Origin of the sequence: Mycobacterium lacus, from assembly GCF_010731535.1 — a bacterium.
GTDB classification, from domain to species: Bacteria; Actinomycetota; Actinomycetes; order Mycobacteriales; family Mycobacteriaceae; genus Mycobacterium; species Mycobacterium lacus.
Map to the genome: position 1 here is coordinate 4,118,507 of NZ_AP022581.1, position 25,621 is coordinate 4,144,127.

Genomic DNA, 25,621 nt, shown 5'->3' on the forward strand with positions numbered 1-25,621 from the left:
GGGCCGCCGTCGACACACATTTTTCCGCATTCCCGATGCGGTCGGTAGATCCTTTTTAGCTGGGGGTTTCCACCCTACGCGCGGGGCCGCCGGCGCGGATCAGATTCTGTTCAAGCTCAAATCAGACGGCCACGCGGCTAGGAGCGTGGGTCAGGCGTGCGGAACGGGTTCTGGGGGCCCTGAGTCTGCGGAACCTGATTCTGCGGGGCCTGGTTCGCCGGAACCGGAACCGGTATGGGGACCGGTAGCAGCGGGACGTGTATCCACTCGGTGGTCATCAGCACCGTCGTGGTGGTGGTCGTCGGCTCCGTCGTCGTCGTGGTGGTCGGCGGAGTCGTCGAAGTCGTCGTCGGCGCCGTGGTGGTTGTCGTGGTCGGCGCCCGGGTCATCGAAGCCGTCGTCGGCGGTGCCTTCGTGGTCGTCACCGCCGACGGCGATGGCGGCGGGGGTGGGGGCGGCGCGACGCTGGTGGGCGCCGGCTCTGCACTGGGCGGCGGCGCGACCGTGGGGGGCGAGGGTACGGGACTCGGCGCCAGGGAACCGGGCCCTCTGGACGGGGGCGCCGGCAGCGGCACGACCGGGATCTGGGGGGCGGGGTGGCGCTCGATGGCCGTCAGCGTGAATGCCACGCCGCCGATCGCGGTCATGGCCACCACCGCGCACAGCCCGATGAGCAGCTGCGACACCCGGAAGCGCCGCCAGGGCGATTCCTTGGGGGGCTCGATGACGTTCAGCCGCATCGACCAGCAGGGACCGTCTTCGTTGTAGGAGTCGCCGTCGAACCGCACCGGCACCTCGCCGGGGAATTCGGTTTGCGACCAGGCCAACTCGCGATCCGTCAACGCATCCTCATCGATCACCATGACGTCGCCGGCCGGCAACTCGATGATGCCGGTGCCGCCGCCGGCCGCCGCCACCAGCAGCCCCATCGACGTCTTGGTCCGGAAATCCAGCTCCTCCCCGCGTGTTGCCAACAGCAACGCGCCCCGCGCCGCCGCGCAAGCCGGCTGCGCCGGCGTCAGGATCGGCAGCCGGGTGTGGAACGAAAGCCGTTGCGTGACAAGCGGAATACTGGCACCGCCGCCGACCGTCACCACCGCCGCAAGGTCCGCCCAGCTGGCCTTGTTGCGCGCCAGCATGTCGTCGAACGCGTAGATGAAACCGGTCAGCCGGTCCTGTATCAGGTCGTCGAGCTGTGCACGAGTTACCTGAATGCCGGTGTCGCACCCCGGCAGCTCGACGCCGAATTCCGTGACCGTGTCGACGGACAACCGCTCCTTGGCCGCGCGGCACTGCTCTGCGAGTTGACCGAGTTGCCCGACGGCGGTAGTGCTGTCCGGGTCGACGTGGCTGCGGTGGCCGACTTGCTCGAACACATGCAGGAGCAACGCCTGGTCGATCTCTCCTCCGGAGAAATCCTGATAACGCATTGTCAGGCTGACGGGCTCGAAATCCGAATGGGTCTGCAGCAACGTGACGTACGTGCCGGAGCCACCGAAATCAAGCAGCCCCACCACGCCGCCGGCCGGGATGCCCAGCTCGGAATTCACCGCTGTCAACGCCGCGATCGAGTCCGGCACCAGCCGCGGTGCCATGCCACTGCGGACGAACCCAACATGCGTCCGCAGCCCGTTGCGCAGCGCCTGTACCTTCCCCGGTTTCCAGTACGAGGGAACGGCAATCGAGATTTCCGACGAACTCGCATCCGCGCCGGCGGCAACCACCATCGCGTCCAGGGCCTCGACCATCAACAGGTCCGGATCGTGCGCGGACCCGTCCGCGGACACCAGGGCCACCGAGTCTCCGATGCGCTCCACGAAGCCGCTCATCACCGTGCCGGGCTCGGTCAGGCCCGGATCCTGGCCGGGCACACCGATTTTCGGCGCGCAGTGCGGATAAAGGGTCAGCACGGCACGACGGGTAACCGGTGGACTTCCGTTACCCGCCGCAACCAGGTTCGTGGACCCGATCGACAACCCCAGCGGGTCGTACATATACGCGGACTTTCGGCGATAGGGGTCGGTGGCCAGCGTCAACCATAGCCGTGGGCCGGCTCTATTCCGATGGGTCACAACCTCATTGGTATGCGGTCGATGCAGCCGTGTCACCGAAGTGGTACCGCCAACATCTTGACAGGACGCGTCGAATCACACCACGGTCAACGGCAGCGAACGCCGGGGCTCGAACTGGAATGTCGACCCACGACTGACCTTGGCCACCATCACCTCGGGTAGTTCGGCGGTGGCAGCGCCACTATCCACCAGCTCAGCGGTCCAGTCGGTGTACGTGCCGCTGACGCGAACCTCGACATGCGGGTCGACCGCGGTGGCGATCGCCTGCAACGGCTGCACGGATTCGGGCGAGCACAGCGAAATCCACGCGCCGTCGTCGTGGGCGGGCGACCGGCGCACCACCAGTCGGCCCGCCGCGATTTCGGCCACGACATATCCTGCGGGGTTGAGCAGCGGGTGCAACTCGAACACCCGCAACGCGCCTTCGATCCCGCCGGGCATCTCCAATGCGCGGTGAATGCGTTCCGCGCCGAGCCCGGCCAGACCGATCAGCTGGCGGGTGTTTATCGAGGTGGCCAGGTCGGTGCCGGCCCGTTTCCGCACGGCGATAGCGAACGACAGGTTCAGTAGGTGCATCTGCAGGCACACCTCGTCGGCCATCCGCACCAGCGCCGAGTGCGAGTAGGCGCCGAAGTCGAAGTCGGACAGCAACGGACCCGAGTAGTCCGCCTGCCCTTCCTCGTTTCGATCGATTGCCCCGAGTTTCCATGTGGCAGCGTTGGTTTCATGAAGTATGTGCACTGCGGGGATGGCTTCAGCCGCCGGGTAGGACTCGTCGATGACGACCGTCCATGCGCAGTGCGGGTGCCGATCCGACGGGACTCGCGGCGGGCGGTGAATGGGCCGCATCTGCGCGCGGGAATTGGTGGCCACCGCGGTGGCGTCGAACGTCGGATCCTCGATGGTGTGACACATCCCGAAGACGTAGTCGTCGCCCATCGGCTCCACGTCGAGCAGCGCGCCACAGTGGTCAAGGCGGAATTCGCCGTGCCAGCGGTCGTGCACGGTGTAGCGGAAATCCATGAACTGCGGCGGGGCCCCGATGTCGAGCTGCAGGCCCTTGAAGATGGTGGGCACGTCGTCGCCCTCGAAGTTCAGCGCCCGCTGCATGCGCTTGGTGTAGACCGGGCTGGCGCCCGCCCACTCCTCGATCGCGATCCGCAGCATCTCTTGGTGGCCGAATTCCTTGATGCACCAGGCCATGCCGGAGCGGTCGATCATGTGCCCGATCAACAGCAGCTCGGGTACCAGGACGGCCAGCTCGCCACGAGACAACCGGGCATATCGGGATCGACCCACCCTTCAAAAATAGATATGACTATGTTATAAAGTCAACAATGTCAATCGCACCCACCCGGCGAACCAGTGCGCCACGCAAACGCGGCGATGACACCCGGGCGAAAATCATCGACGAGACGGTCCGCTGCATCGTGGAGGAGGGATTCGCCGCCGCGACCGCCAAGCACGTGGCCGAACGGGCGGGCGTGACCTGGGGCGTCATCCAATATCACTTCGGCGACCGCAACGGCCTGCTGATGGCCGTCGTCGACGACGGCGTGGCCAGGCTCGTCGACAGCCTGTCGTCGGCCGATGTCAGCGAGCTACCGCCGCGAGAACGTATCGAGGTCGTCATCGACACCGCCTGGAGCTGCTACAGTAGCCCCACTTCGATGGCCGCCTTCGAAATCCTCCGGGCCACCCGCGGCGGCCCGGGCGAATCCGCGCGGCGCCACCTGCTCGAGATGAACTCGGCGATCAGCCAGCTCGGTCGGCTGATAACCGAGGACCCAGCCAATGACGGTGTGGCCGAAGTCATCTGGGCCGCGCTGCGGGGCACGGTGCTGGCGCAGATGATCGTGGGCACCCCGATCGACTGGCGCCGGGAACGGCGCGCGTTGATCGACATGGTCACGGGTTACCTGCAGCGCTGAACCCCGGAAGCATAATGTGCTGCAATGACGTGATGGGCTCCACCGATTGCGCCGCCGACGTCGAAGCGATCAAGCAGGTCAAGTACCGCTACCTGCGCGCGCTGGACACCAAGCACTGGGACGACTTCGCCGAAACGCTGACCGAGGACATCACGGCCGACTACGGGCCGTCGATCGGTGCGGAGCTGCACTTCACTAACCGCGCCGATCTGGTGGACTACCTGCGCTCCGCGCTCGGTCCGACGGTGATCACCGAACACCGGGTGACCCATCCGGACATCACCGTGACCGGCGATACCGCGTCGGGCAGTTGGTACCTGCAGGACCGGGTCATCGTGGCGGAGCTCGACTTCATGCTGATCGGCGCGGCCTTCTACCGCGACCAATACCGGCGCACCGAGCACGGCTGGAAGATCAGCGCCACCGGCTACGACAGAACCTACGACGCGACGATGTCGTTGGCGGGCCTGAACTTCAAGGTGAAACCCGGCCGCGCGCTGGCTGATTGAGACTCGCGAGCAGTCGCAAAAGCGCCCCATTTCGTGCCGAAATGGGGCTTTTGCGGCTGCTCGCGAAGCCTACTTGGTGATCGCGATGACGCCACCGGGCCGCAGCCAACGGATGACCTGCACCAGCGTGGCGTCATCGATCGCCACGCAGCCTTCGGTGGGGCCGCCGTCGGTGGTGTGAAAGAAGAACGCGGAGCCGCCGCCCGGGACCTTGTTCTTGTTGACTCCCATCACCACCGCATGCCTGTACTGGGGGATCTGCAGGTTCTCGCTGTCGGCCGTATTGAACGGGCACTGGGATTTCTGGCACACCTGCATGCTGTTGAAGGTGGGGCTGCGGTCGTCGCCGCTCCACCAGTGATTGGGTCCGACTTGGGTGTACGGCAGCCCGCCGCCCGGATTCGGCGCCGTGCCAAAGGCGGCGTCGAGGCTGTAGACGCCCATCGGCGTTGCCGGGTAGCCACTCTTGGCCTGCGGTGCCATGCCGGCCGAGCCCACGTGGGTGGGGATGCCGGTCTTCAGCGGCTGCCAACCGGCGGCGGTCCGCTGGTAGATATCCATCTTGGCGTTCGAGCCGCCGGTGCTCACGACCGAAACCACCTGCGTAGCATTGCCGACCGAGTTCGCGAACCACGGGTTGCCGGCGGCGCCGCTCGCCGGCGCGAGCAGCACAGCCGCGCCAGCGGCGCACACCGCCGCACACAGCACAGCTACGACTCGGCGCACCGTTTCATCGTCAGATGGTTCCAACCTCAGGGTCAAGTAAATGTTTAGACCCGGTTGGGTCACCGCGTTGTGACAGCGGATCACCCAGTTTCAGGGGCGGCCGGAATACCCACAGACATACGAGGAAATAGAGGTATCCCAGCGCCCAGCCGGCGATCACATCGGACGGGTGGTGCACGTTCAACGCGACCCTGGCGATGCCGACCATCAGCACGCTCAGCGCACCCAGCGCAATCGCTGCGGCTCGTGTCAACGGGCTTCCTATGATCGGCAGCAGGAATACCAGCAGCGCGAGCACACTGGCCATCGCCTCGAGCGCGTGCCCCGAGGGAAACGACGTGGAATGTGCGGCGACCAATGCGGTCACCGGCCGCGGACGCCCGGCCAGGCTCTTGGCCGCCCACGTCATCAATCCGTTGAGCGGTGCGCAAAACAACAACAAGAGCGCCAGGCGCACCTCGCGCCGCACCAGTGAAACCACGACGACCAGTAAACCCAACAGCCGCAACGGTACCGGGCCCAGGGCAAAGGACACGCCATCCCAGAGTTGCACCCATGCGGGGCTCTTGATCCCAATGTCGTGCGCCGCGTCCAACACCGACCAGTCGAGGCCATGCAGCCACCACCAGTGCTGGGTGTGCCCCACCCACATGACGGCGTAGACCACGGTGGCTGCCAGGGCAAGCGACAGCGCCAGGGTCGTGCGGGGGCGGTTCATGACCCAACCACTACCAGCATCGGTGCCGCGCCTGCGAATCGGCCCCATACTGGCCTCATGGCGGTGATTGTGCGCAAGTTCTTCGGCCTGGGAAGGCTGCCTGCCGACCTGCGCGCCGAGGTCGAGGCCGAGGGGCTCATCCACCTTGCCGAATACGTGGCGGTCACCAGGCGGTTCACCGGCGCTATCCCGGGTCTGCGGGCATCGCACAGCGTGGCCAGCTATGCGGGATCGCTGGCCTTCACCGCACAGCGGGTGCTGGGGACACTGTCGATGGTGCCCAAGCTAGCGGGCCGCGTCGTCGACGTGCGCTGGGATGCGCCGCAGGCCGGCGCCGCGACGGCCGAGATCTCGCCGACGGGCCTGCAGCTCGAACTCGACGTCGCCAAGGTCGACCCGAAGTTCAGCGGGCACCTCTCGCTGCATTACAAGGCGGCCATCGCCGAAGACGTGCTCGCCCGCCTGCCACGGCGATCGTTGGCCTTCGACGTGCCGGCTGAATACGTCTTCCGCGCCGTCGGCGTCACCTATTCTCCGTGACTGTGCCCGATCACGCGTTCACTGCGCAAGAGCGGCGGGCGGTGTATCGCGTCATTTCCGAGCGGCGAGACATGCGCCGATTCGTGCCCGGCGGCGCGGTGCCCGAGGACGTGCTGGCGCGCATGTTGGCGGCCGCGCACGCCGCGCCCAGCGTCGGTCTGATGCAACCGTGGCGGTTCATTCGCATCACCGATGAAACGCTGCGCAAACGCATCCACGCACTCGTCGACGAAGAGCGTCTGCTGACCGCCCAGGCCCTGGGGCGGCGTGCGGAGGAATTCCTGGCCCTGAAGGTGGAGGGCATCCTTGAGTGCGCCGAGCTGATGGTGGTGGCGTTGTGCGACGACCGCGACGCGCACATTTTCGGCCGTCGCACGCTACCGCGGATGGACCTCGCCTCGGTGTCGTGCGCGATCCAAAACCTGTGGCTGGCGGCGCGGTCCGAAGGGCTCGGCATGGGCTGGGTGTCCCTGTTCGATCCGCAACGGTTGGCGACGCTGCTGGCAATGCCCGCCGGCGCCGAGCCAGTGGCCATCCTGTGTCTGGGCCCGGTGCCCGACTTTCCGGATCGCCCGGCGCTGGAACTGGACGGCTGGGCTTTTGCGCGACCGCTGGCTGAGTTCGTTTCCGAGAACCGGTGGGCCGATCCATTCTCCGGCAAGGCGCCGAAACTGCGCTGAGGGTGTGGCTTTCGGCCAGTTCGTCACCCTGGTCGCAGGCTCGGCACCGTCACCGCAGAGTCGCTTGGGTTTGTCGGGTATCGTCGCCTGTCGCAAGGCGGAAAGGTGACAAATGACGGGTGACAACGTGCTGCTGGTGCACTGGCACGACCTGGGCCGCTACCTAGGCGTCTACGGCCACCCCGACGTTTCCAGCCCACGGCTGGATCGGCTTGCCGCCGAGGGCATTCTGTTCACCAGATCCCATGCGACCGCGCCGCTGTGCTCGCCGTCGCGGGGATCGCTGTTCACCGGCCGCTACCCGCAGAGCAACGGCCTCATCGGGCTGGCCCACCATGGCTGGGAATACCGCACCGGGGTGCGCACCGTGGCGCAGATATTATCCGAATCTGGCTGGTACTCTGCCCTTTTCGGTATGCAGCACGAGACCTCCTATCCGAAACGGCTGGGCTTCGACGAATTCGACGTGTCGAATTCCTACTGCGAGTACGTGGTCGAAAGGGCGCAGGAATGGCTGCGCGAGAGCGCCCCCGCCCTGTCCGGACAACCGTTCCTGCTGATCGCCGGGTTCTTCGAAACCCACCGGCCCTACCCGCGGGACCGCTACCAACCGGCCGACGGCGATGCCGTCGACGTGCCCGACTACCTCCCCGATACTCCCGAGGTGCGCCAGGATCTCGCTGATTTCTATGGGGCCATCGCCACCGCCGACGCGGCCGTCGGCCGGCTGCTGGACACACTGACCGATACCGGGCTAGACGCCAGCACCTGGGTGGTGTTCGTCACCGATCACGGCCCGGCCTTCCCCCGCGCGAAATCCACCCTCTACGACGCCGGAACCGGCATTGCGACGATCATCCGCCCACCCACCGGCCGGCCGGTCGCGCCGCGCGTCTACGACGAACTGTTCAGCGGCGTCGACCTGCTCCCGACGCTACTGGGCCTGCTCGGACTCGACATACCCGAGGACGTCGAGGGGGTGTCGCATGCGGGCATGGTGCTCGCAGCTGGCACGCCCACCGAGCCGGTGCGCGACCACGTGTACACCATGAAGACCTATCACGACTCGTTCGATCCCATTCGCGCAATCCGCACAAAGGAATACAGCTACATCGAAAACTACGTGCCCCGGCCACTGCTGGACCTGCCGTGGGACATCGAGGAAAGCCCCTCCGGGCATGCGGTCGCGCCGTTCGTCAAAGCGCCGCGCCCGCAGCGCGAACTCTACGATCTGCGCACCGATCCCACGGAGACCACCAACCTGCTGGCCGGCGACCCCCGTCCGGAGCTGGATGCCCTCGCCGCCGATCTGGCTGTCCGGCTGCATGATTGGCGCCAGCGGACCGGCGACGTCATACCTTCGGATTTCGCCGGTTCGCGCATCGCGATCCGCTACACCGAAACCTATCTGCGGATCCACCACACGACGCCGACGAGCAGGTCGGCGATCGCCGTCGACCGCGGCGTCGAGGACGTCACGCAGGCCGATCAATAGTTGTGCTCAGCTACCCACCCGAGCGGCGCGCGCCACCAACCTCGGCGACCATGAACACCCGCCGGAACGGGAAGATGGTCGTCCCGTCGGGCCGGCGGGGGTAGGCGTCGTCCAGCAGCGGGATGAGCTCCTGGCGAAACTGCTCCCAGCCCTCGTCGTCGAGCCGCTCGCGGACCGGGACCAGCGCCGTGCCGGTGATCCAGTCCAGCACCGGGTGCTCGCCGGTCAGCTGGTGCAGGTAGGTGGTCTCCCACACGTCCGCCTTGCATCCGGCGTCCATCAGCAGGTCGGCGTAATGCGCCGGCGTATGGACCGCCGCTCCGACGCGAAATGGTATGTCGCGCATGATCTTTGCATAGGGTTCGCGACGGGCCAATGCCCGTACCGCGGAATGCGACGGCGTGTCGAAATTGCCGGGGATCTGAACGGCGATCCACGAACCGGGTGCGAGCTCGCCGACCCACCGGGCCAGCAAGTCGGAGTGCTCGGGCACCCAGTGTAAGGCCGCGTTGCTGACCACCACGTCCGTGTCCGGCCGGGGCTTCCAGGACCGCAGGTCTGCGGTCGTGGCGTCGATCCCGCGTTCGCGGGCCGCGGCGACCATCTCCGGTGAGCTGTCCAGCGCCTCGATCACCGCGTCGGGCCACCTCCGCGCCAGGTACTTCGTTAGGTGACCCGGGCCACAACCGAGGTCGACCACCCGCCGCGGCCGCTCGGCACCCACCCGCGACAGCAAGTCGTAGAAGGCACGGCTGCGATGATCCGCAAAGGCCAGGTAGACGTCCGGATCCCACATGTATCGTCCTCCCGATCGACACCGTCGCGTCCACGGCGATAGTTAAACCGTATTACCGAATGCTCCAGCATGCGCCCGGATGGCCAAACGCCCGGACGGGGCCCGGACCCGCGGGATAGCATCGGCGTTAATGCAAGAGATTCCTGGGATCGCCGGGATCGGGCCGCCCGTTCGGATCCCTGACGTGCCTGGTGCCGACGTGCCGTCCGGCGCCAAAGGGTTACCCCCGCGCTCCGCGCTGTCGCCACGTCAACGCATCGTCGTCGACGCATCCGCGATCGCCGATCTCACGCTGCGCACCGCGGTCGCGTCGGTGCTTTCCGCCACGGTGGCGCCGGCCGTTGCCGTGACCGCTCTGCGACACGTCAAATCCGGCAGTGAGCGCAGCAACCTGGGGTTCTACGCCGAGCTGGCCGCCGAGCAGGATTCGACCAAGTCGTTTCCGCCGCCCCCCGCATTGCCTCGGGTATCGTCGCGACGGGCCAGCCCGCTCGCGGAGCGCATCGCACGCGGCACGGTCGACAACATCGCGTTCGACAGCAGCTTCACCGCGATCAACCCCACGATGCGCAAGCACTGGAGCACGTTGAGCGCCAACAACATCGTGCGCGCGCAACACTGGCGTCATCACGACGGACCTCGCCCCACGCTGTGCGTCATTCACGGCTTCATGGGATCGTCGTACTTGCTCAACGGGCTGTTCTTCTCGCTGCCGTGGTATTACCGGTCCGGCTACGATGTGTTGCTGTACACGTTGCCGTTTCACGGCCGAAGAGCCGAAAAGTTTTCGCCGTTAAGCGGTTTTGGCTACTTCGCCGGCGGGCTGAGCGGCTTCGCCGAGGCGATGGCCCAGGCCGTGCATGATTTCCGTTCCATCGTGGACTATCTGCGGCATACCGGTGTCGAACGCGTCGCACTGACCGGCATATCACTGGGCGGTTACACCTCCGCTCTGATCGCGTCGGTCGACGACCGGCTGGAGGCCGTCATTCCCAATTGCCCTGTCGTCGCGCCCATCAAGCTGTTCGACGAATGGTTCCCGGCCAACAAGCTCATCAGGCTGGGCCTCCGGCTCAGCCACATCAGTCGCGAAGAGTTGGTCGCCGGGCTGTCTTACCACAGCCCACTAAACTATTCGCCGAAAGTTCCCAAGGACCGCCGGATGATCATCACCGGCCTCGGCGATCGGATGGCCCCACCGGAACACGCCGTAATGCTTTGGGAACATTGGGATCACTGCGCGATGCACTGGTTCCCCGGCAACCACGTACTGCACGTGAGCCAGTTGGATTATCTACGGCGGATGACCCCGTTCCTGCGCGATTTCATGTTCGACTGAAGGCCAACGAGCGCTCCCGCAGGTCGACGGGCGCAGCCGTGTGCCCGTCGAGTCGCTGAACGGACAACGGATCCAATGCCATCAGGGCACGCCGGTGGTTTCCGCGCTGCGGCGTCAGGCCCGGTAGCGGTGCGATGCCCGATGGCCGCGCGTCGGACCGGAACGCGCATGCCGCCGCAACCGTGTAGCTCGTCGGCTCCCCGGCGATCTCCAAGGCCGTCCAGGTCTCGCGCGCCGGATGCGACCGGATCGCTTCCAGGGTGTCGGGCAATGCGTCATCGACACTGACCCGGTATGCCGCAACGTAATTCGAGCCGTCCTCGGCCATGCCCGACCACCTCTCGCGGGTGGCCGCCCCGTCCGCCGCGAGCAATCCCGGGATGTCGTCGGGCCCGGCCGCGCTCGCCTCCCATCCCATCTCGCGCAGGTGGTCGGCGAGCCGGCGCGCCGCGACCTGGGCGGTCTCGTGCAACGGGATTCGCGGTGAGCGGGCCTGCAGCGCGGCCAGGTTGTCGTCGGCCGACACCGTCAGGCCGATCCAGGTCTGGTCAGCACCGGAGGTGTTGCGGCGGTGGCTAATTCGGATCTTGTCGGCGCGGATGCCGTAACAGTTCAGGTACCGGGTGAGCAGCGGCAACGCGAGCACGTCCGCGCCGGCGGCCGGAGGCCCGACCCGCAGCAGCGCGGTTGTCCGCGTGCCGGAGTCGGGGACGGACCGGTGGCCGCGGCGCATCATCGCCAGCCGGCGGCGCAGGATCGTGGTTAACCGCAGCCCGCGCCACCAGCCGAACAACAGGATCACCACGACCGCGGCGATGCCGAGCAGGCAGTAGTCGCGTGTCGAGCTCCAGGGGTACGCCATCGCCGCGGGCACGACGGCCAGCAACGCCAGCGTGATCCTCCCGCTCGTCGGCCAGACGGGGGACGGCATCGGGCTCACGGGGTTGGCTCCTTTCGTCGGCGCGCCGTCGCGGCCACCGTCACCGCCGTGGCCGCGACAAGCAAAGCCAGCGCGGCGGCCCCGGCGAACGCGACGTTGCGCGGTGTGGTGTCCCTGCGCGCCGGCGCCGGCGGGACGGCGACCGGCTTGACCGCCGCCCGGGCGGGTTCGTTGTCGACGGCCAGTTCCCAGGTCAGCGCCGCCACCGGGTCCAGGCTGCCGGCGCCGACGACGTTGGAAGGCGCCCGGGCGCCGTTGTGCGCGGTTGCGGTGATGCGATGCACCACCTGCGTGGCGGTGAGTCGCGGATACTTGCTGCGGACCAGCGCCGCGACACCGGACACGTAGCCGGCGGCGTAGCTGGTGCCGCTGAGGGCGATCATTCGCTGGTGGTCGTCGGGCAGACCGTTGGCCAGGCCGCCGTCGTCCCGATTGCTCACCGACGCGATGTTTTCGCCGGGTGCCGCGATGCCCACCCATGGGCCGGCCATGGTGAATTTCGACGGCTGCCCGTCGGGTGTCAGCGAACCCGCCGACAGCACGTACGGCTGCCACCATGACGGGATGGAGACCGACGTGACCCCGGCCCAGTTCCGTGGGTCGTCCGGACGGCTCAGGTCGGTGAGCGGGTTGGACTCACAAGACGTCCCGCCGGCGACCGGTCCGGTGGCCCCGACGTTGCCCGCGGCGGCGACGATGACGGCGTCCTTGTCCACCGCCGCATAGCGGATCGCGGCCCCCAGCGCCTCCTGGTCGATCGTGCGATCAGCGGGCAGGCAAGTGATCGCGGAGATGTTGATCACCCGGGCGCCGAGGTCGGCGGCATGCACGATCGCCCGGCCCAGCGCGGCGACGTCGAGGGCCGCTCGTGCCAGCAGCGGATCCCCGCCCTGCGTTCGCGGCGAGAACTTCGCGGACGTCACCCTGATGGACAGCACACGAGCGGCGGGTGCGACCCCGGAGAAGCCGTCCTCACCGGGCTGGCCGGCGATGATCCCCGCAACCAGGGTTCCATGCCCGTCGCAGTCGGCCAGGCCGTCGGTCGACTCCACGAAGTCGCCACCGGCGTCGACGTTCGGCAGTCGCGGGCCCGGCCGAACCCCGGTGTCGATGACCGCGACCAGCTGGCCTTCGCCGCGGGAAAACTGCCATGCCGCCGCAAGATTCAGCATCGCCTGACTCGGCGTCGGCACGCCGGGATCGCTGCCCGGAATGACTCCGGAGACGCTGCACTGGCCACGTTGCTCCATCGGCTGCACGGGTCCCGGGGTTCCGCTCGGCGGCTGCGCGGCGGAGTCGACCACCGGCGGGCTGATCGCCAGCGCAGGTGGGCAGGCCCACATCACGGCAAGCAAACCCGCTGTGACGCAGGCCAGTCCGGCCCTCAGCATCATCGATTGAGCACCCAGCTAAACAGACCGACCAGATAAGCCATGACGGGAATCAGCGAAGCATCCAAGCCGGCGGCGACAAAACCCAGCAGCCGGCGCAGGGGCAGGGAGTAGCTGTCCGGCGAGGCGATGCGCGGGTTCAGGGCGACGACGACCCAGCCCACCATGAGCGCGGTGAGGACCAGCGCCGCGCCGAAGGCGACGGCGTAGCGTCCCGTGGCGGTGTAGAGCACCAACAGCACACCGGCCACCAGGTAGGGCTGGGCGAGCAGCCAGGCCTTGCAGATGGCCGAATCCCACACCCGGGCACGCAGCGTGGCCGCGGCGGAGGTCGCCGCCACCAGGTACCAGCCGAGAGGACTCAACGTCTCAGGGCGCAACGCGATCGCCACCGATCCCAGGACGCTCAGCAGCACCGCGGCCGCGATGATCCCGCCCTGATGGGCGTCACTGACGCGCACCCGCCTCGGCAAATCCTCGAGCACCCGTAACGGTGGAGCCGACGGGGTTGGGTCGCCGGGTGCCGGGATCACGGGCAACGGGAACCGCGCGCAGAGCGCGGACAGCTGGGGCGCCTGAATCGTGACCAACAACGCGGCCACGATCAGCCCGCAGCCGACGCTCGATATGGGTAGCTGCCAGAGCAATTCCGCACCGGCCGCCAGCAGCACCCCGGCCCCGACCACCGCTGCCGCGGTGAAGAATCCGACGATCCGCTCGCGTTCGGCGCGCGGGATCAGCAGGACGATCAGCGACCACGTGGTGACGCCGGCGGCGGCCAGCAGCAGCTGCGCCGGCCCGAATCGTCCGGGTACCGCCAACACCAATGCGGCGGCGATGGGGGCCAGGGCGGCGATCGACAGCGCCGTTCCCGTCCTTGCCGAACGGATCCCGATCAGCAGGCCGGTCAACGCAACCAGGACCGCGATCGCACCGACGGCCAGCAGGCCGACCACCGCACCGGTGGCCACCCGGTAGGTGACCGCCAGGCCGGTTGCCACCAACGTCACACCGATCACCGCGGCCAGCGCCCCACGCCGGATATGCGCTGTGCCCCATGGCTTGAGCCGGGAGGTCGAGAAGATCATCGCGGCGTCGGCGATGTCTTCGACGATCCCCGGCGCGGCCGGCCCGACGGGCACCGGCTGCAACGCAAGCAGATCACCGTCGACGACGCCGACGGTGTCCAGGCTGGCGTCCAGGCTGAACGGTGCCCCACCGATGGGCGCCAGGCTCAAGTATTCAGGCGTGCCGACGTCGGTGGTTCCGTCGACGCCGTCATCGTTTTGGGCCGCGGGAATCACCAAACGCTGTACCGCAGGCAGGATCTCACGCAGCGGCAAATCCGCGGGCAGGGCCATCTCGGTCAATCTGCTGTCCGCGAGGATGGCAACGCGGACGATCGGCATGACAGCGCCGGACATCACCGCGCCCTCGAATGACGCTGGGATCTTTGCCGTGGCATCGTGCTCTCTCCTCTATCTGGTTTCTATGAGGGTTGGACAGAAAAATCTCGGGACAGCCGGTGGTCGGGAAACCATTGGCCGTCCGGCAATAGGGCGGTCAGCTGTTCGATCGCGACGGCGATGGCAAAAGGCGTCCCGGGGCTGAACGTGGAGACCCACTCGCCGTCGAATGCGCGGGACGGGCTGACCAGCACCCGGCCCGCGGTGGTGTCCACAATGCTCACCCCGACCTCGGTGGTCGTGCGCCGACCGTCACGCTGGCAGCCGGCGACGATCTCGACGTAATGACGCGGACCTTCGAACACCGAGTCCACCACGGGTCGCGCCGAATCCGGAATACCCAGGTAATCCAGGACTTCGGTGAGCGGCGTTCCCGACCGGAGCCGCTCGTCGGCCCGGGCTCCGACCCGCGTCGGCATGCTGAACACGTCGAACTGCGCGGGCGGCCGCTGCGCCAGGCCGACACCGAGGACCGGAACCAACGCCCAGGGATCATCGATATCCATTGCGGTAAACGTGATCAACTGGGCGTTACGCAGCGCGACGATCGTCTTCGAGGGCTTGGAAGTCCCGCCGTTTTCGGCGGCACGCTGCGCGACCAGGCCGCGCAGCAGCTCGCCTGAACCGTCGGCCGAGGCGGGCCCCACGTAGCGCAGGTCGAGCCACCGATCGGGAAAGCACACCACACGGATCCAGTCGGCGACGGCCGGATTGATTGACCCATCGTCCGACAACAGACCGATCTGGGTCAGTTCCGCTTTCTGCCGATCGAAGAACGCTTCCCGTTGCGCGGCATCGGAATACGGCATGGTGATTGCCAGCACCCACGGAAAGCTGCCCGCTTCAATGGTTTCGGCGATGAACCAGGCGTGATCGACCGTCAGCTCGACGGCGTTGGGTGCTGTTTGCATCTAGCTAACCGACGAACGGGCTAGCCCCATTTGGCGGCTTCGGCGCCGTCGCGGGCCATCATGGCCATGGTGTTGGCCTCATGCGTGCTAGCCATCGACTGATAGGCCCGCACCAGGTCCTCTAGGGCCTGGTTCCACTGCGCCTGCCAACCCTGATAGGTGATCCCGGTATCACCCTGCCAGGCATTCGACAGCGCGGCCTGCTCGCTGGCGATATCGGCGCCCAGGCTCTGCAGCGTGCCCGCATACCCCGACATGTCCCCGGCATGGGCCATCATCGCCGGGTAGTTGTACATAATCTGCGACATCACAAACCCTTTCGATAATCAGTAACGGGCGGCTTTAGAACCCGGTGTAGCTGGACGCGGCGGCGGCATCGGCGGCCACATAGGTGCCCGCGGCATCCCCCAGGTTGGCCTGCGCGAGATCCAGCAAGGCGTTGACCTTGGCGGCCGCGGCGACAAACCGGGCATGGGCGGCCTGAAACGCCGCCGCGGACTCCCCCTGGTGAAACGCCTGCGCCGACATCGCCGACTGCTCGGCCTGACCGATCGTGTGGCGCATCAACCCCGCCTTGGCGGCAAACGCCGACTGCGAGGCCACCAACTGCGGAATATGGGCATCCAAGAGACTCATGGCATTCCCTTTCGATTCGGATTGCGACTACGGACTGTTACGCCGTGAATTGTTTCGCTAGCTTTCTGGACCCCCTCTCCCCGGCCCGGGGCATGGGCGACGACCCGCGTCGCCCGGCTCCCAGGTTCCCGGCACCATCGGCATCCGCGGGCCACCACCAAACTCGTCGCCGGCCAGCATCGTCAAACCCGCCGCCTGCGTTGCGACGTCTTTGGCCGCGGTTCCGGCGAACCCCAGCGGACCCGCTCCTCGGTCGGAAGCCTGTGCGCCGTAATCGGGAGTGACACCGATATCGGAGTCCATATCCAGAAATTCGTCGCCATAGTCGCGCATTTCTGTCCGCCTGCGCCGCCGCGCGCGTGATGGCGCCCGGCTCACGGCCGCCGCACCGGCCGCCGGGATGGTTGCCGCCGGCGCCTTGACGCCACTGCGCGGACCCAGCGTCGGCCCGAAGCCCGGTCCCCAATCACCGGCGGCGCCAACCGCATAGGCGAGGCTCACGGTCGCCGGCGCCGGTGCCGGCGCGGCAGCCGCACCCGCACCCGCCGTCGCCACCGACGCCGGGGCTCCAGCGGCGCTCGCCGCCGTGGGAGCCATGCCGGCCACCGGCCATACCTTTCCCGCGGTGGCGGCGAGCAACGGCGCCCCAGCCGCCGGCACGGCAAGCGGCGCAATCTGTACAGGCAGCAACGCGATCGTGCTCAGGCCCAGGCTGAGCCCGAGCGGCAACCACAGCGGCGAACTCAGCACCGTGGCCCAAAAGGCGTTGCCGAACACGTTGAAGAAAATCTGGTAGCCGATCGCGAACAACAGCGGGCCGTAGGTGATCAAGGCCTGAATCGGATTCGTCAGGAACGCCACGATGATCTTGATCGTGTTCCCGATGGGATCCTGCAGGAACTTCCAGATTTCTTCGTACATCCACAGGAAGGAGTTCAGGTACGCGTGCCACACATCTTGCAGCAGCTGCCAGAGGAACTGCCATGGGTCGAACGTCGCGGCCGCCTGGCCGGCCTCCGCCTGGGCGGCGCTGGCCGCGACGTTACCGGCCTCCCCCGCACCGGGATTCACGATGGTCGGTGCCGGGCCGGTGCGCGGCGCGGAGGCCAGGGCCGCGCCGGAGGCGGCCTGGTAAAGGCTCATGGTGGTGGCGGCCTGGATCCACATCCGCACGTAGTCGGCCTCGTTGAGCGCGATCGGAATCGTGTTGAGCCCAAAGAAATTCGTCGCTACCAACACCCCGTGAATGACGTGGTTGGCGGTCAGCTCCATCAGGGTGGGCATGGTCGCCAGGGCGGTGCTGTAGGCGGTCGCGGCCGCCTCGTGTTGGGCCGCCACCCCGGCGCTGTCGGCGCTGGCCTGCATCAACCACGCGAGATACGGCGCATGTGCGGCCACGTACCGCTCGGCGCTCGGCCCTTGCCACGCCCCCGCTTGAACCGCGTCCAGCAGCCCGCTGAGTTCCGCTGCCGCCGAAGCATATTCGGCGCTGAGCGAGTTCCAGGCCGCGGCGGCCGCCAAGAGCGGCCCCGGACCCGGACCACTACTCAGCAACGCCGAATGCACCTCCGGCGGCGAAGCGATCCAGATGGGCCCAGTCACCGTCAGGCGCCCGCGATGCCGTACGTAGCGGCGGCCGCGGCATCACCCGCGAGATAACTGGCGCCGGATTCGCCGACACCGACACCGGCGCGTCCCAGCTCTTCAACCCCCTGGGCGGCGACGGCGGCGTGCTGAAAGCCCTGAGCGCTGAACCCGGCCGCGGTCTGCAGCGACACCGGATCCGCCGCCGGCGGCACGACCGCGGTGATCAAGGGCGCGGCGCCGGCATGCGCGGCCGCCAGCCGCGCCGTCAGCGCTTCCACCGCCGCGCTGGTCGCCGCCAGCCCCTCGGGAACCACTCGCAACGTCATCACTAACTCCCCTTCTGTTGCGTTTCACCAAACACCGCGGCCTCGCCGACCAGCGGGTTGACCAGCTGCACGTATGTCGGACTATCGCTGTCGTCCAACAGAATCGCCCGTCCCGCGGGCAGTCGGCTGAAACGCTGGCCCCGGATCTTTCCGCTGTCGGCCGGATTTCCGGCGAGCATCAGCGTGGTCGCCTGCAGGTCATTGAACCGGCGCAGCAACGGGTTGGTCATCAGCCCGTGCGCCGAACCGGTGGCCCGCGCCGTGACGATCACCCGCAGCCCCAGCTCGGCGGCCTGCCCGAGGAGGCCGATCAGCGGGGTCCACGGTCGCTGACCGATGTAGGGGCCGCTCAACGCCGCCGAATCCGGTATCTGGTCGACATCGTCGATAATCAGGTAGTGGGTATGACCGTCAAAGCTCCACCGAGACAGTTCGGCCGCCGGCAAGCCCGCCGGTGGGCGCCGGGACTCGATCAGGTTCGCCAGCCCGAGCATCGCCGGGATGATCCGGTCCACGTTGGCGGTGTATTCGTTGTCGGGGAACAACGGCTCGTCGACGAGGTGTAACCGCCGGTCCAGCACCGTGAATGCCACTCGGTCGGCGTCGGCGTGCTCGCGGATCGCGCGGATCAGGTGGCGTAGCAGCGTGGTCTTTCCCGACTTGCTGTCACCGAAGACCATCAGCAGCGGGTTCTCGGCGAAGTCGAGCACCACGGGCGACAAGTCTTCTTCGCGCTGGCCGATCACGATCTGATCCGGGCCGCGGTAGACGGCGCCGACCTCTTCGGGCGCGAGGTTGGTGGGCAACAACCGCACCGGTGGAGCAGCCAACCCGGGGTAGCGCGCGTTGATCACGGCAACCTGGTCCAGCTCCGCAGCCGCAAACAGGAAATGCTCGGCGGCCATGGTCAGCCCTCGGCCCGGCTGGTCATGCGGGACGGTGTCGGCAGGGCGGCGTAGTGCCCCAACCACCCGCACGTTGCTGTCCCGCGCGTCGTGCAACCTGAGTTCGAGGCGTAGCCCGAGACCGTCGCGCATCGCCAGTGGCACCTCCAACCAGCTCGGGGTTGTGATGATCACGTGGATGCCGTACGCCAGTCCCACATTGGCAAGTTCAGTTACCTTGGCAAGCAACGGATTTCGGGTGTTGAATTGGTCGGTGTTATCGCGGCCGAAGGCATAGAGGTTGTCGATGACCAGGAACACCTCGCCGAAACCGTCAGCGTGCGGTGAGCCCGAAAGATCACTGCCCCGCCTTTCCCGGAACACCTCGCGCTGCTGGCGCGATAGCAGCAGCTGCTCCAGTTCGCCGAAGGTGCGACGGATGCGTTCGGGTTCCAGCGCCGACGCGACGCTGCCGACGTGCGCCAGGTCCTCGAGCGCGCGCAACTGCCCGCCGCCGTAGTCCAGGCAATAGAAGGTCACCTCGTGCGGTGAATGCAGGCTGGCCGCGGACAGGATAAAGGTCTGCAGCGCAGTGGATTTGCCGGACTTCGGGCCACCGTGAATCACCATGTTTCCGGCCGACGACCTCGCGTCGAACACGAGTAGGTCACGACGCATCTCGAAGGGCTTGTCGATCTCACCGAGCGGCCAGCGCCATCGCCGTTGCGGCACCCCGGCCCGCGCTAGCACCGCTGTCAGCGGAATCGGATCGTCGAGCGGCGGCAGCCACAACTGCGGCGCCCGCGGGCCGTATTGCGCCAATTGCTCGCCGATGGTCGCGATCAGCTTGCGCGGTGGTCCGGCGGGTTCGTCTTCCTCGCCGCCGGAGATTACCGTATCCGGATCCGCCTCCACCAAACCGGCGGTAAACAGCTTCGGCTCCGGAGTAGATTGCACGACAAGGGCTTTGGATGTCCGTGGCGGTTCGTAGATGCCGTCGACATACGTGCTGCGGAACTTGATCGGGGCGGCACCGGGGGCGGGCACCAAGAAACCCACGCCCTTGTGTTCCTTGCCGGACTCGATGTGGTAGGCGTCCTCCACCCCGATGATCTGGCGGGAAACACTGGCGCTGGCCACCTTCAAGCCGATTCGGTAGGAGGTGTTCTTGTCGATGTCTTTGATCTTGCCGACGTCCAGCGTCTGCGAAGCGAACAGGATGTGGATGCGGAACGAGCGGCCCTTGCGGGCCACATAGTCGAACAGTTCCGCGTATTCCGGGTGGTCGGCCAGCATCAGGGTGAACTCGTCAGCGACGACGAACAACGTTGGGATGGGCGGTAAATCGTGTCCGGCCGCCACCGCGTTCTCATACTCGGTCACCGAGTTGAACGCGCTGCCCTGAACCCGGCGGCCGGCCTCCCGCAGCGCCGTCTCGCGACGGGCGACCTCACCGCGCAGGGTGTCGGCGAACCGGTCGGCCAGCGACCTCTTCTCGGCCATGTTCGAGATCACCGCGACAACCTGCGGGAAGTTGCGGAAGCTGTCGGCGCCGGCCTCACCCTTGAAGTCCGCGTAGATGACGATCAGCCGATCCGCCGAGTGGGTGGTCAACAGCGACAACAGGATCGACATCAGGGTTTGCGACTTGCCGGAACCGGTCATGCCGATCATCAGGCCGTGCGGACCCATCCCGCCCTCGGCCTCGTCCTTGAGGTCGAACATCAGCGGCTCGCCGGTCGCGGTGACACCGATCGGGACGCGCAGCTCCTCGTCGCGGGTTCGCGGCGCCCACAGCGTGGGCACATCCAGCCGGGACGCGTCCGGGATAGACAGCAGCGTGGTGAAGGTGGCGCCGCGGGTGGCCGCCGAGCGCAGCCCGGCGTGCGTCGGGTTGGAGTCCCACCGCGACAGCTGGCGGGCCAGGTGGGACGCCTCGTCGGCGCCGAGCCGGTCGGCGGCGTCGATGTAGGGCTGCCAGCCGCCGGTCTGCCAGCGTTGGATGGCACCGTTCGCGACGCGCAGGATCGGCTTTTCGGGGTCTGAATACTGTTCGCGGTGTGGCGGTCTGGCGGAGCGGTGCAGCACCGTGACCCCTGCCCGGCCGACGGCCAGCGGCGAGGCGTCCAGGTCGTAGTCGGGGTCATCGACGACGATCAGCAAGTGCCGCGACGCGTCCGCCGGCTGGCCGGAGAACGCGGCCCGGTCGGCGAGCGCCGGGCCCAGCAGCGCGACCAGCTCGTCGGGGTCTGTCGTCAGGTAGCGGGCCGGGCCGACACCATCAACCTGGCCGGCAATGTCCACGTGCGGCAACCACTTCAGCCACGACCAGTCGCGGCCCTCCAGATCGCGGGTGGCCAACGCGACCCCCAGCACCGTGGGATCGTGCCAGGTCACCGCCTGGGCGATCCAGGCACGCACCGCGCCTCTCACTTCCTCGGCATCCCCGAGGACGGTGATCCGCGAAACCTTGGCCAGGTCGATGCCGGTCGGCACGTCGCGGACGGTGCGCTGGGTGTCGAGCAGGCTGCGTAAGGCGCTGTGCGACACCGGTTCCAGGTCGACCTCGTCGGCGGCATCGTTGACCCGAAGCGCGGTGGCCAGCGGCACCGAGTGCCGACCGGCCCGCACCACCAGGAAGTCGGGGTCATGCGGGTCGCGCTCCCATTGGCGGCGGGAGCCCGGCACGGCTACCAGTGTTGCCGGGTCGGGATGCGACCACTGCGCGGCCGTCCGCTGCGCGGCGGCTTGGGTCCGGATGTTGTCGCGGACCACCGAGAGGTAACGCAGATAGTCGGCCCGTTCGGCGTCGACCTCCTCGGTGCGCATCTTTCTGTCGTTGCCGCGGTAGAGCGAGGTGGCCGCCAGCAAGAGCACGAACGGGAAGAACAAGGTCTGCGGCGAGATGACCCGCATCCCGGTGGCGACCAGCGCGATGATCATGCCGACAATGAGGAGCACGATCATGACGGGCATCGCGCGTCGCAGCAGCGAGGGCGGAATCACCCGGGGCAGCTGGGGCGGCGCCTCGATGGTGATGGTGCCCTTGCGGGTGCCGGGCGCCGGTAACCGCCGCCGGGCCTCAAAGATCAGTCGGCTCATCGGGGCCCCCCTCCTTCGGACGACACCGCGCGAGCGGGCCTGCTGTCGGACGGCAGGCTGTCGTGGGCCAGCAGGGCGTCGGCGCGCGACAGCGTCGGGCCGGACGCGAACAGCGACAAGATCGACCACGGGATGGGGACCGGTGGCGCCGTCAAACCAAGGGCCTCAACCGTTTTGCTGTGTCCGGCGGCTCCCGGCGTGTTCTCGGCCTCGGTGTCGACGCCGTAGCGCACCCCGGCGTCGGAGACCCAGAACAACGACCCGGCCGCCGGCGCGGCCGCGCCGGCTCCCACTGCCTGGGTGAAGTAGCCGGTGCCCGGCGCCAGCGCGACTCGAGTGGCTATCGCGCCTCCGCCCTGGGAGCCGCCGCCGGCACTCGCGCCGACCAGTTCGACGGTGCGCACCGCGTCGGGCACCGGCAGGGCCGCACCGGACATCAGGCTCAGCGTGCTGGTGGCGGCCCCGGCCGGCTTGCTCCAGTACGCGCACGTGACGGGGGCGCGCGCCGCGTCGACCAGGCTGACCGGCTCGGCGGGGTAACGCGTGGTGTCCAGCATCCGCGACACGGGCAGCCGGGCGACCTGATCGGCGCCCAGCCGCGGCGGCTGGTCCAGCCCATGGGAATTGGTGTTACGCAGGATCGCGGCCAGCACCGGTGAGATGGGCTGCAGGCCATCCGGCAGCACCGCGTAGTACAGCACGGCGTCGGACGCGGTCCTGTCTACCGCGTAGGACACGACCACCGCGCCGATCGGCGCGGACACCGGGAAGCTCGGGGGGTTGCCGGCGTTGGGGATGGCCGGCGCCGTGAGTGGCGGCGCCTCGGGCATCGTATTGAACAGCCCAGGCGCGATAGGCCGAGGCTCGGGTATGTCAACACCCAGCCCCAAGGCATTCGTGACCGCGTGGTCGGCCAGGTCGATCTGACTGCGCTTGCCGTCCCACAGCAACCAGGTGCCGGCGCCGTTATCAACCAGCACCGCCTGCCGCGATCCGAGCGTGGCCGCGCGTGCACCGCTGCTGTCGGGGCGGCCGGCGATGACCGTGACGCCAAGGCTGTGCGCGGCCCCGGAACTCCCGCTCACGGCATCGCACACCGTCCAGTTCGCGTCGCGCGAGGTGTTCTGCACCATCCGCTCCGGCGCGCCCGGAATGCCGATCAGGTTGCCGCGCGGAAACCGGTCCAGCTCAGCACTTTTCACCGTCGTGGGGTTGACCGGGTGGCCGACGATCAGGCGCGCCGAGGTGAGGTTGAGCACCGGGTGCAGCTCGTCGCCCACCCGCACATACAAGGCCGCGGTCGACCGATCGGCGAGCACCGCATTGTTACCCACTTGGCCGTTGGGCCGGATCAGTGTGAGCACGAAGCAACCCGCCAGGCCGGAGATCACTATCAGTGCGCCCATCACGACCGCGCGCGACTGGGAGCGCAACGGGTCGACGAGCATCCGGGTGTCGTGCAGGGCTATCCCGGCGGCGATCCGGCGCATCACGAACCGCCAGCCCGTCACCTGGTGGCGGGTGACGAAGCCGCGGCGGTAGACCACCTTGTCGGGGTTGTCGTTGACCGGGGTCCGCGACGCGAACGAACGCCGTGCCCCCGCCCATTCGCCGTCCGGCTCGTTACTCGTCATGCCGGCACCGACAGCCCGAGGCCGCGCAGCAGCGGCTCTACCGACTTGCTGACGTCCTCGTCGGTGATGGTCATCAACTCGTCGTCGCTGAATTCACCGGTTCCGGCATGTTCTGAATGGTCCAACCGGAATTCCCGTTCTTCCTCGGAGCGTTCGACAATATTGCGGACGAAGCGGCCGTTGCCCGCGATGTCGAGGCTGCGCCGTTCGATTCCATTGGTGTCGGGCGTCGTTGACGATGCCAGCTTGGCGAACAGAGCCTCCATGTGATCGAGCGCGGATTGCTCGAACACACTGTCGCGCTGTTCGGCCATCTTGTGCGCGATCTCCACCAACTCGTGCGACGTGTAGGACGGGAAGTCGATGTTGCGGGTAAACCGTGACCGCAGGCCCTCGTTGGTGTCCAGGAACTTGTCCAGGTCGGCCCGGTAACCGGCGATGATGACCACCAGCCGGTCCCGATCGTTTTCCATCCGGGCCAGCAGCGTGTCGATGGCCACCAAACCGAAGTCGTTCTTGGCGCCGGTGGCCACCAAGGCGTAGGCCTCGTCGAGGAACAGCACCCCGTCCAGTGCGCTGTCGATGATCGCGTTGGTCTTGGCCTCGGTCTCGCCGATGTGCTGACCGATGAGGTCGGCGCGATGTACCTCCCGAATGTTCTCCCGCTTCAAAAGGCCCAGGCCGCAATAGATCTTGGCGACCACCCGGGCAATGGTGGTCTTGCCGGTGCCGGGCGGTCCGGCGAAGACCAGGTGGTGGGTGCGCTGCGCTACCGTGAGCCCACGCTGTTTGCGCACCAGTTCCATGGCCACCGAACTCTTCAGCCGTGAGACCTGGTTCTTGACCTCGTCGAGCCCGATGAATTCGGCGAGCTGGCGTTCGGCCTCGTGCAGCAGCGCCGCCTTGCGTTCGTGGGCGGCGGGGTCGACGAAGTCGTCCGCGCTGGGCTCGGTGCCAGGATCCCACGGGTCGCTGCGGGCGTCGATTCGACCCGCGGTTGTGGTGACGATACCGAAACTGGTGTCGGACAGCGCCTCCTCGATCTGTTCGTTCTCGGGATGGGCAGCGTACAAGTCCTGCAGCACTTCGTTTGCCGACTCCTCGTCGACGTGCGCACGCAGCACCAGCGCTTTGGCGAGCGCACCGTCAACCGCCGCGACGGCGACAGGGCCCTCGGGCTCCTCGAGATACGACAGTGCGGGGGCGAACATGCCCAGCCGTGCGAGCGCGATGCCGAGGGTGATCTTGGCGGCGTGTGCGAAGGCCTCGTCCAGATCGGGGTCGTTGACGATCGGGGTGAGCAGCTTGACGACGTCCGACCAGCGCTGCGCACGGTAATTGATGACGACCGCGACCCAACGCGCCTCACGCCAGTTGGGGCGGCGCCCCGTGATGTCACCAACCAATCGGTCGGCCTTGGCATACTCCCCGGCCCCCCCTGATGAAGCCAGCGCCGCGGCATACGCAAGGTGGAAGTCGTCCGGACCGGTGGCACGAAACCGCAGATACAGCCCGGTGTCGTAGAGAAACCCCATGGCCTCGTGCGCCAGCTCCACGTGACGCTGCAACACGCCGGCCGTGGCCGCGGTCCGCGAAAGGGCTTCAAGCACTCCGATGGACTGGTCGCCCGCGGCAGCCAAGCCGGTCCACGCGTCGCACTGGTCATGGGCGATGCGGGTAAGCGCCGAGAAGCCCGACCGGGCGGCTGCCAGGTCGGGCGGACGTTGACGCTGATAGACCGCGATGCCGAGCGCCCGGCAGCAGGTGGCGAATCGGCTGACGACGTCGGCGTCTACCTTGCCGTTCGACCGGTACGCGACGGGCTGAACCGCAAGCATGCCGATGTCACCGCGTTCCACGGCCGCGTCTCCTGCACCTCGTATTGCCTGACCTGACCCGCCTGAAGTTAGCATTGCATAAGCTAACTGTCGAGCCGTT

22 protein-coding genes are annotated in these 25,621 nt (G+C 67.6%); 6 read left to right on the plus strand and 16 right to left on the minus strand.

Annotated features, from left to right (window positions below; translation table 11 throughout):
- Window positions 1-137: 137 nt before the first annotated feature.
- Both G6N24_RS19010 and G6N24_RS19015 read right to left on the minus strand, forming a co-directional pair.
- Window positions 138-1,994: an Hsp70 family protein gene (locus G6N24_RS19010; protein WP_085159585.1), complete on the minus strand. Its 1,857-nt coding sequence runs from the start codon at window positions 1,992-1,994 to the stop codon at window positions 138-140.
- A 153-nt stretch (window positions 1,995-2,147) separates the two neighbouring features.
- Window positions 2,148-3,371, minus strand: a complete 1,224-nt coding sequence (locus tag G6N24_RS19015; RefSeq protein WP_085159587.1) for a hypothetical protein — start codon at window positions 3,369-3,371, stop codon at window positions 2,148-2,150.
- Between the two features lie 38 nt (window positions 3,372-3,409).
- Here G6N24_RS19015 and G6N24_RS19020 point away from each other — a divergent pair, with 38 nt between their 5' ends.
- Both G6N24_RS19020 and G6N24_RS19025 read left to right on the plus strand, forming a co-directional pair.
- On the plus strand, window positions 3,410-4,003 hold the full coding sequence (locus G6N24_RS19020) for a TetR/AcrR family transcriptional regulator (protein WP_085159589.1): 594 nt from the start codon (window positions 3,410-3,412) through the stop codon (window positions 4,001-4,003).
- Window positions 4,004-4,017: 14 nt separating this feature from the next.
- Window positions 4,018-4,512: a nuclear transport factor 2 family protein gene (locus G6N24_RS19025; RefSeq protein ID WP_085159591.1), complete on the plus strand. Its 495-nt coding sequence runs from the start codon at window positions 4,018-4,020 to the stop codon at window positions 4,510-4,512.
- 69 nt (window positions 4,513-4,581) lie between these two features.
- Here G6N24_RS19025 and G6N24_RS19030 read toward each other — a convergent pair whose 3' ends face one another.
- Window positions 4,582-5,238, minus strand: a complete 657-nt coding sequence (locus G6N24_RS19030) for a L,D-transpeptidase family protein (RefSeq protein ID WP_085159593.1) — start codon at window positions 5,236-5,238, stop codon at window positions 4,582-4,584.
- 10 nt (window positions 5,239-5,248) lie between these two features.
- Window positions 5,249-5,956, minus strand: a complete 708-nt coding sequence (locus G6N24_RS19035; RefSeq protein WP_085159595.1) for a phosphatase PAP2 family protein — start codon at window positions 5,954-5,956, stop codon at window positions 5,249-5,251.
- Window positions 5,957-6,013: 57 nt separating this feature from the next.
- On the opposite strand from G6N24_RS19035, the gene G6N24_RS19040 reads away from it, so the two are divergent.
- From G6N24_RS19040 to G6N24_RS19050, 3 genes are all read left to right on the plus strand, one after another.
- A complete protein-coding gene (locus G6N24_RS19040; RefSeq protein ID WP_085159597.1) occupies window positions 6,014-6,496 on the plus strand; it encodes a hypothetical protein in 483 nt (160 codons plus the stop codon).
- Window positions 6,497-6,567: 71 nt separating this feature from the next.
- Entirely contained in the window at window positions 6,568-7,176 is a 609-nt protein-coding gene (bluB, locus tag G6N24_RS19045) for a 5,6-dimethylbenzimidazole synthase (protein ID WP_232070825.1), read from the plus strand.
- Window positions 7,177-7,288: 112 nt separating this feature from the next.
- Window positions 7,289-8,671 carry a sulfatase family protein gene (locus tag G6N24_RS19050; RefSeq protein WP_085159601.1) on the plus strand — a complete coding sequence of 461 codons (1,383 nt, stop codon included), beginning with the start codon at window positions 7,289-7,291 and terminating at the stop codon, window positions 8,669-8,671.
- Between the two features lie 10 nt (window positions 8,672-8,681).
- Here G6N24_RS19050 and G6N24_RS19055 read toward each other — a convergent pair whose 3' ends face one another.
- Window positions 8,682-9,467, minus strand: a complete 786-nt coding sequence (locus tag G6N24_RS19055; RefSeq protein ID WP_085159603.1) for a trans-aconitate 2-methyltransferase — start codon at window positions 9,465-9,467, stop codon at window positions 8,682-8,684.
- A 130-nt stretch (window positions 9,468-9,597) separates the two neighbouring features.
- On the opposite strand from G6N24_RS19055, the gene G6N24_RS19060 reads away from it, so the two are divergent.
- Window positions 9,598-10,806: an alpha/beta hydrolase family protein gene (locus tag G6N24_RS19060; protein ID WP_085159605.1), complete on the plus strand. Its 1,209-nt coding sequence runs from the start codon at window positions 9,598-9,600 to the stop codon at window positions 10,804-10,806.
- Here the strand turns inward: G6N24_RS19060 and eccE are convergent.
- The 11 genes from eccE to eccA form a co-directional block, all read right to left on the minus strand.
- Window positions 10,793-11,737, minus strand: coding sequence for a type VII secretion protein EccE (gene eccE / locus G6N24_RS19065; protein WP_085159607.1), 945 nt, complete (start codon window positions 11,735-11,737; stop codon window positions 10,793-10,795). The two genes, G6N24_RS19060 and eccE, sit on opposite strands and share 14 nt — an antisense overlap.
- Window positions 11,738-11,742: 5 nt before the next feature.
- Entirely contained in the window at window positions 11,743-13,137 is a 1,395-nt protein-coding gene (mycP, locus tag G6N24_RS19070; protein WP_085159609.1) for a type VII secretion-associated serine protease mycosin, read from the minus strand.
- A complete protein-coding gene (gene eccD / locus G6N24_RS19075; protein ID WP_139822348.1) occupies window positions 13,137-14,561 on the minus strand; it encodes a type VII secretion integral membrane protein EccD in 1,425 nt (474 codons plus the stop codon). Before eccD ends, mycP begins: the two co-directional genes overlap by 1 nt.
- A gap of 65 nt (window positions 14,562-14,626) precedes the next feature.
- On the minus strand, window positions 14,627-15,514 hold the full coding sequence (locus G6N24_RS19080; protein WP_085159613.1) for an ESX secretion-associated protein EspG: 888 nt from the start codon (window positions 15,512-15,514) through the stop codon (window positions 14,627-14,629).
- A 20-nt stretch (window positions 15,515-15,534) separates the two neighbouring features.
- Window positions 15,535-15,822, minus strand: a complete 288-nt coding sequence (locus G6N24_RS19085) for a WXG100 family type VII secretion target (RefSeq protein ID WP_163745563.1) — start codon at window positions 15,820-15,822, stop codon at window positions 15,535-15,537.
- A gap of 34 nt (window positions 15,823-15,856) precedes the next feature.
- Window positions 15,857-16,150, minus strand: a complete 294-nt coding sequence (gene esxG, locus G6N24_RS19090) for a type VII secretion system protein EsxG (RefSeq protein ID WP_163745520.1) — start codon at window positions 16,148-16,150, stop codon at window positions 15,857-15,859.
- 57 nt (window positions 16,151-16,207) lie between these two features.
- The gene (locus tag G6N24_RS19095) at window positions 16,208-17,752 is read right to left on the minus strand and encodes a PPE family protein (RefSeq protein WP_139822310.1); all 1,545 of its coding nucleotides are present in this window, start codon (window positions 17,750-17,752) and stop codon (window positions 16,208-16,210) included.
- A 2-nt stretch (window positions 17,753-17,754) separates the two neighbouring features.
- Complete coding sequence (locus G6N24_RS19100; protein ID WP_085159090.1) at window positions 17,755-18,063, minus strand: PE family protein; 309 nt, start codon at window positions 18,061-18,063, stop codon at window positions 17,755-17,757.
- A gap of 2 nt (window positions 18,064-18,065) precedes the next feature.
- On the minus strand, window positions 18,066-22,049 hold the full coding sequence (eccCa, locus tag G6N24_RS19105; protein WP_085159088.1) for a type VII secretion protein EccCa: 3,984 nt from the start codon (window positions 22,047-22,049) through the stop codon (window positions 18,066-18,068).
- Window positions 22,046-23,683 (minus strand): type VII secretion protein EccB, encoded by a 1,638-nt coding sequence (gene eccB / locus G6N24_RS19110; RefSeq protein WP_085159086.1) that lies wholly within the window; start codon window positions 23,681-23,683, stop codon window positions 22,046-22,048. Before eccB ends, eccCa begins: the two co-directional genes overlap by 4 nt.
- On the minus strand, window positions 23,680-25,542 hold the full coding sequence (gene eccA, locus G6N24_RS19115; RefSeq protein ID WP_085159084.1) for a type VII secretion AAA-ATPase EccA: 1,863 nt from the start codon (window positions 25,540-25,542) through the stop codon (window positions 23,680-23,682). Before eccA ends, eccB begins: the two co-directional genes overlap by 4 nt.
- Window positions 25,543-25,621: the final 79 nt, after the last annotated feature.

Excerpts from the sequence above, each read along its gene's own strand:
- G6N24_RS19010 (WP_085159585.1), bottom strand. The coding sequence starts at position 1,994 with ATGTACGACCCGCTGGGGTTGTCGATCGGGTCCACGAACCTGGTTGCG.
- G6N24_RS19020 (WP_085159589.1), top strand. The coding sequence starts at position 3,410 with ATGTCAATCGCACCCACCCGGCGAACCAGTGCGCCACGCAAACGCGGC.
- G6N24_RS19025 (WP_085159591.1), top strand. The coding sequence starts at position 4,018 with ATGTGCTGCAATGACGTGATGGGCTCCACCGATTGCGCCGCCGACGTC.
- G6N24_RS19035 (WP_085159595.1), bottom strand. The coding sequence starts at position 5,956 with ATGAACCGCCCCCGCACGACCCTGGCGCTGTCGCTTGCCCTGGCAGCC.
- G6N24_RS19040 (WP_085159597.1), top strand. The coding sequence starts at position 6,014 with ATGGCGGTGATTGTGCGCAAGTTCTTCGGCCTGGGAAGGCTGCCTGCC.
- bluB (WP_232070825.1), top strand. The coding sequence starts at position 6,568 with ATGCGCCGATTCGTGCCCGGCGGCGCGGTGCCCGAGGACGTGCTGGCG.
- G6N24_RS19050 (WP_085159601.1), top strand. The coding sequence starts at position 7,289 with ATGACGGGTGACAACGTGCTGCTGGTGCACTGGCACGACCTGGGCCGC.
- G6N24_RS19055 (WP_085159603.1), bottom strand. The coding sequence starts at position 9,467 with ATGTGGGATCCGGACGTCTACCTGGCCTTTGCGGATCATCGCAGCCGT.
- G6N24_RS19060 (WP_085159605.1), top strand. The coding sequence starts at position 9,598 with ATGCAAGAGATTCCTGGGATCGCCGGGATCGGGCCGCCCGTTCGGATC.
- eccE (WP_085159607.1), bottom strand. The coding sequence starts at position 11,737 with ATGCCGTCCCCCGTCTGGCCGACGAGCGGGAGGATCACGCTGGCGTTG.
- mycP (WP_085159609.1), bottom strand. The coding sequence starts at position 13,137 with ATGCTGAGGGCCGGACTGGCCTGCGTCACAGCGGGTTTGCTTGCCGTG.
- eccD (WP_139822348.1), bottom strand. The coding sequence starts at position 14,561 with ATGTCCGGCGCTGTCATGCCGATCGTCCGCGTTGCCATCCTCGCGGAC.
- G6N24_RS19080 (WP_085159613.1), bottom strand. The coding sequence starts at position 15,514 with ATGCAAACAGCACCCAACGCCGTCGAGCTGACGGTCGATCACGCCTGG.
- G6N24_RS19085 (WP_163745563.1), bottom strand. The coding sequence starts at position 15,822 with ATGTCGCAGATTATGTACAACTACCCGGCGATGATGGCCCATGCCGGG.
- esxG (WP_163745520.1), bottom strand. The coding sequence starts at position 16,150 with ATGAGTCTCTTGGATGCCCATATTCCGCAGTTGGTGGCCTCGCAGTCG.
- G6N24_RS19100 (WP_085159090.1), bottom strand. The coding sequence starts at position 18,063 with ATGACGTTGCGAGTGGTTCCCGAGGGGCTGGCGGCGACCAGCGCGGCG.
- eccCa (WP_085159088.1), bottom strand. The coding sequence starts at position 22,049 with ATGAGCCGACTGATCTTTGAGGCCCGGCGGCGGTTACCGGCGCCCGGC.
- eccB (WP_085159086.1), bottom strand. The coding sequence starts at position 23,683 with ATGACGAGTAACGAGCCGGACGGCGAATGGGCGGGGGCACGGCGTTCG.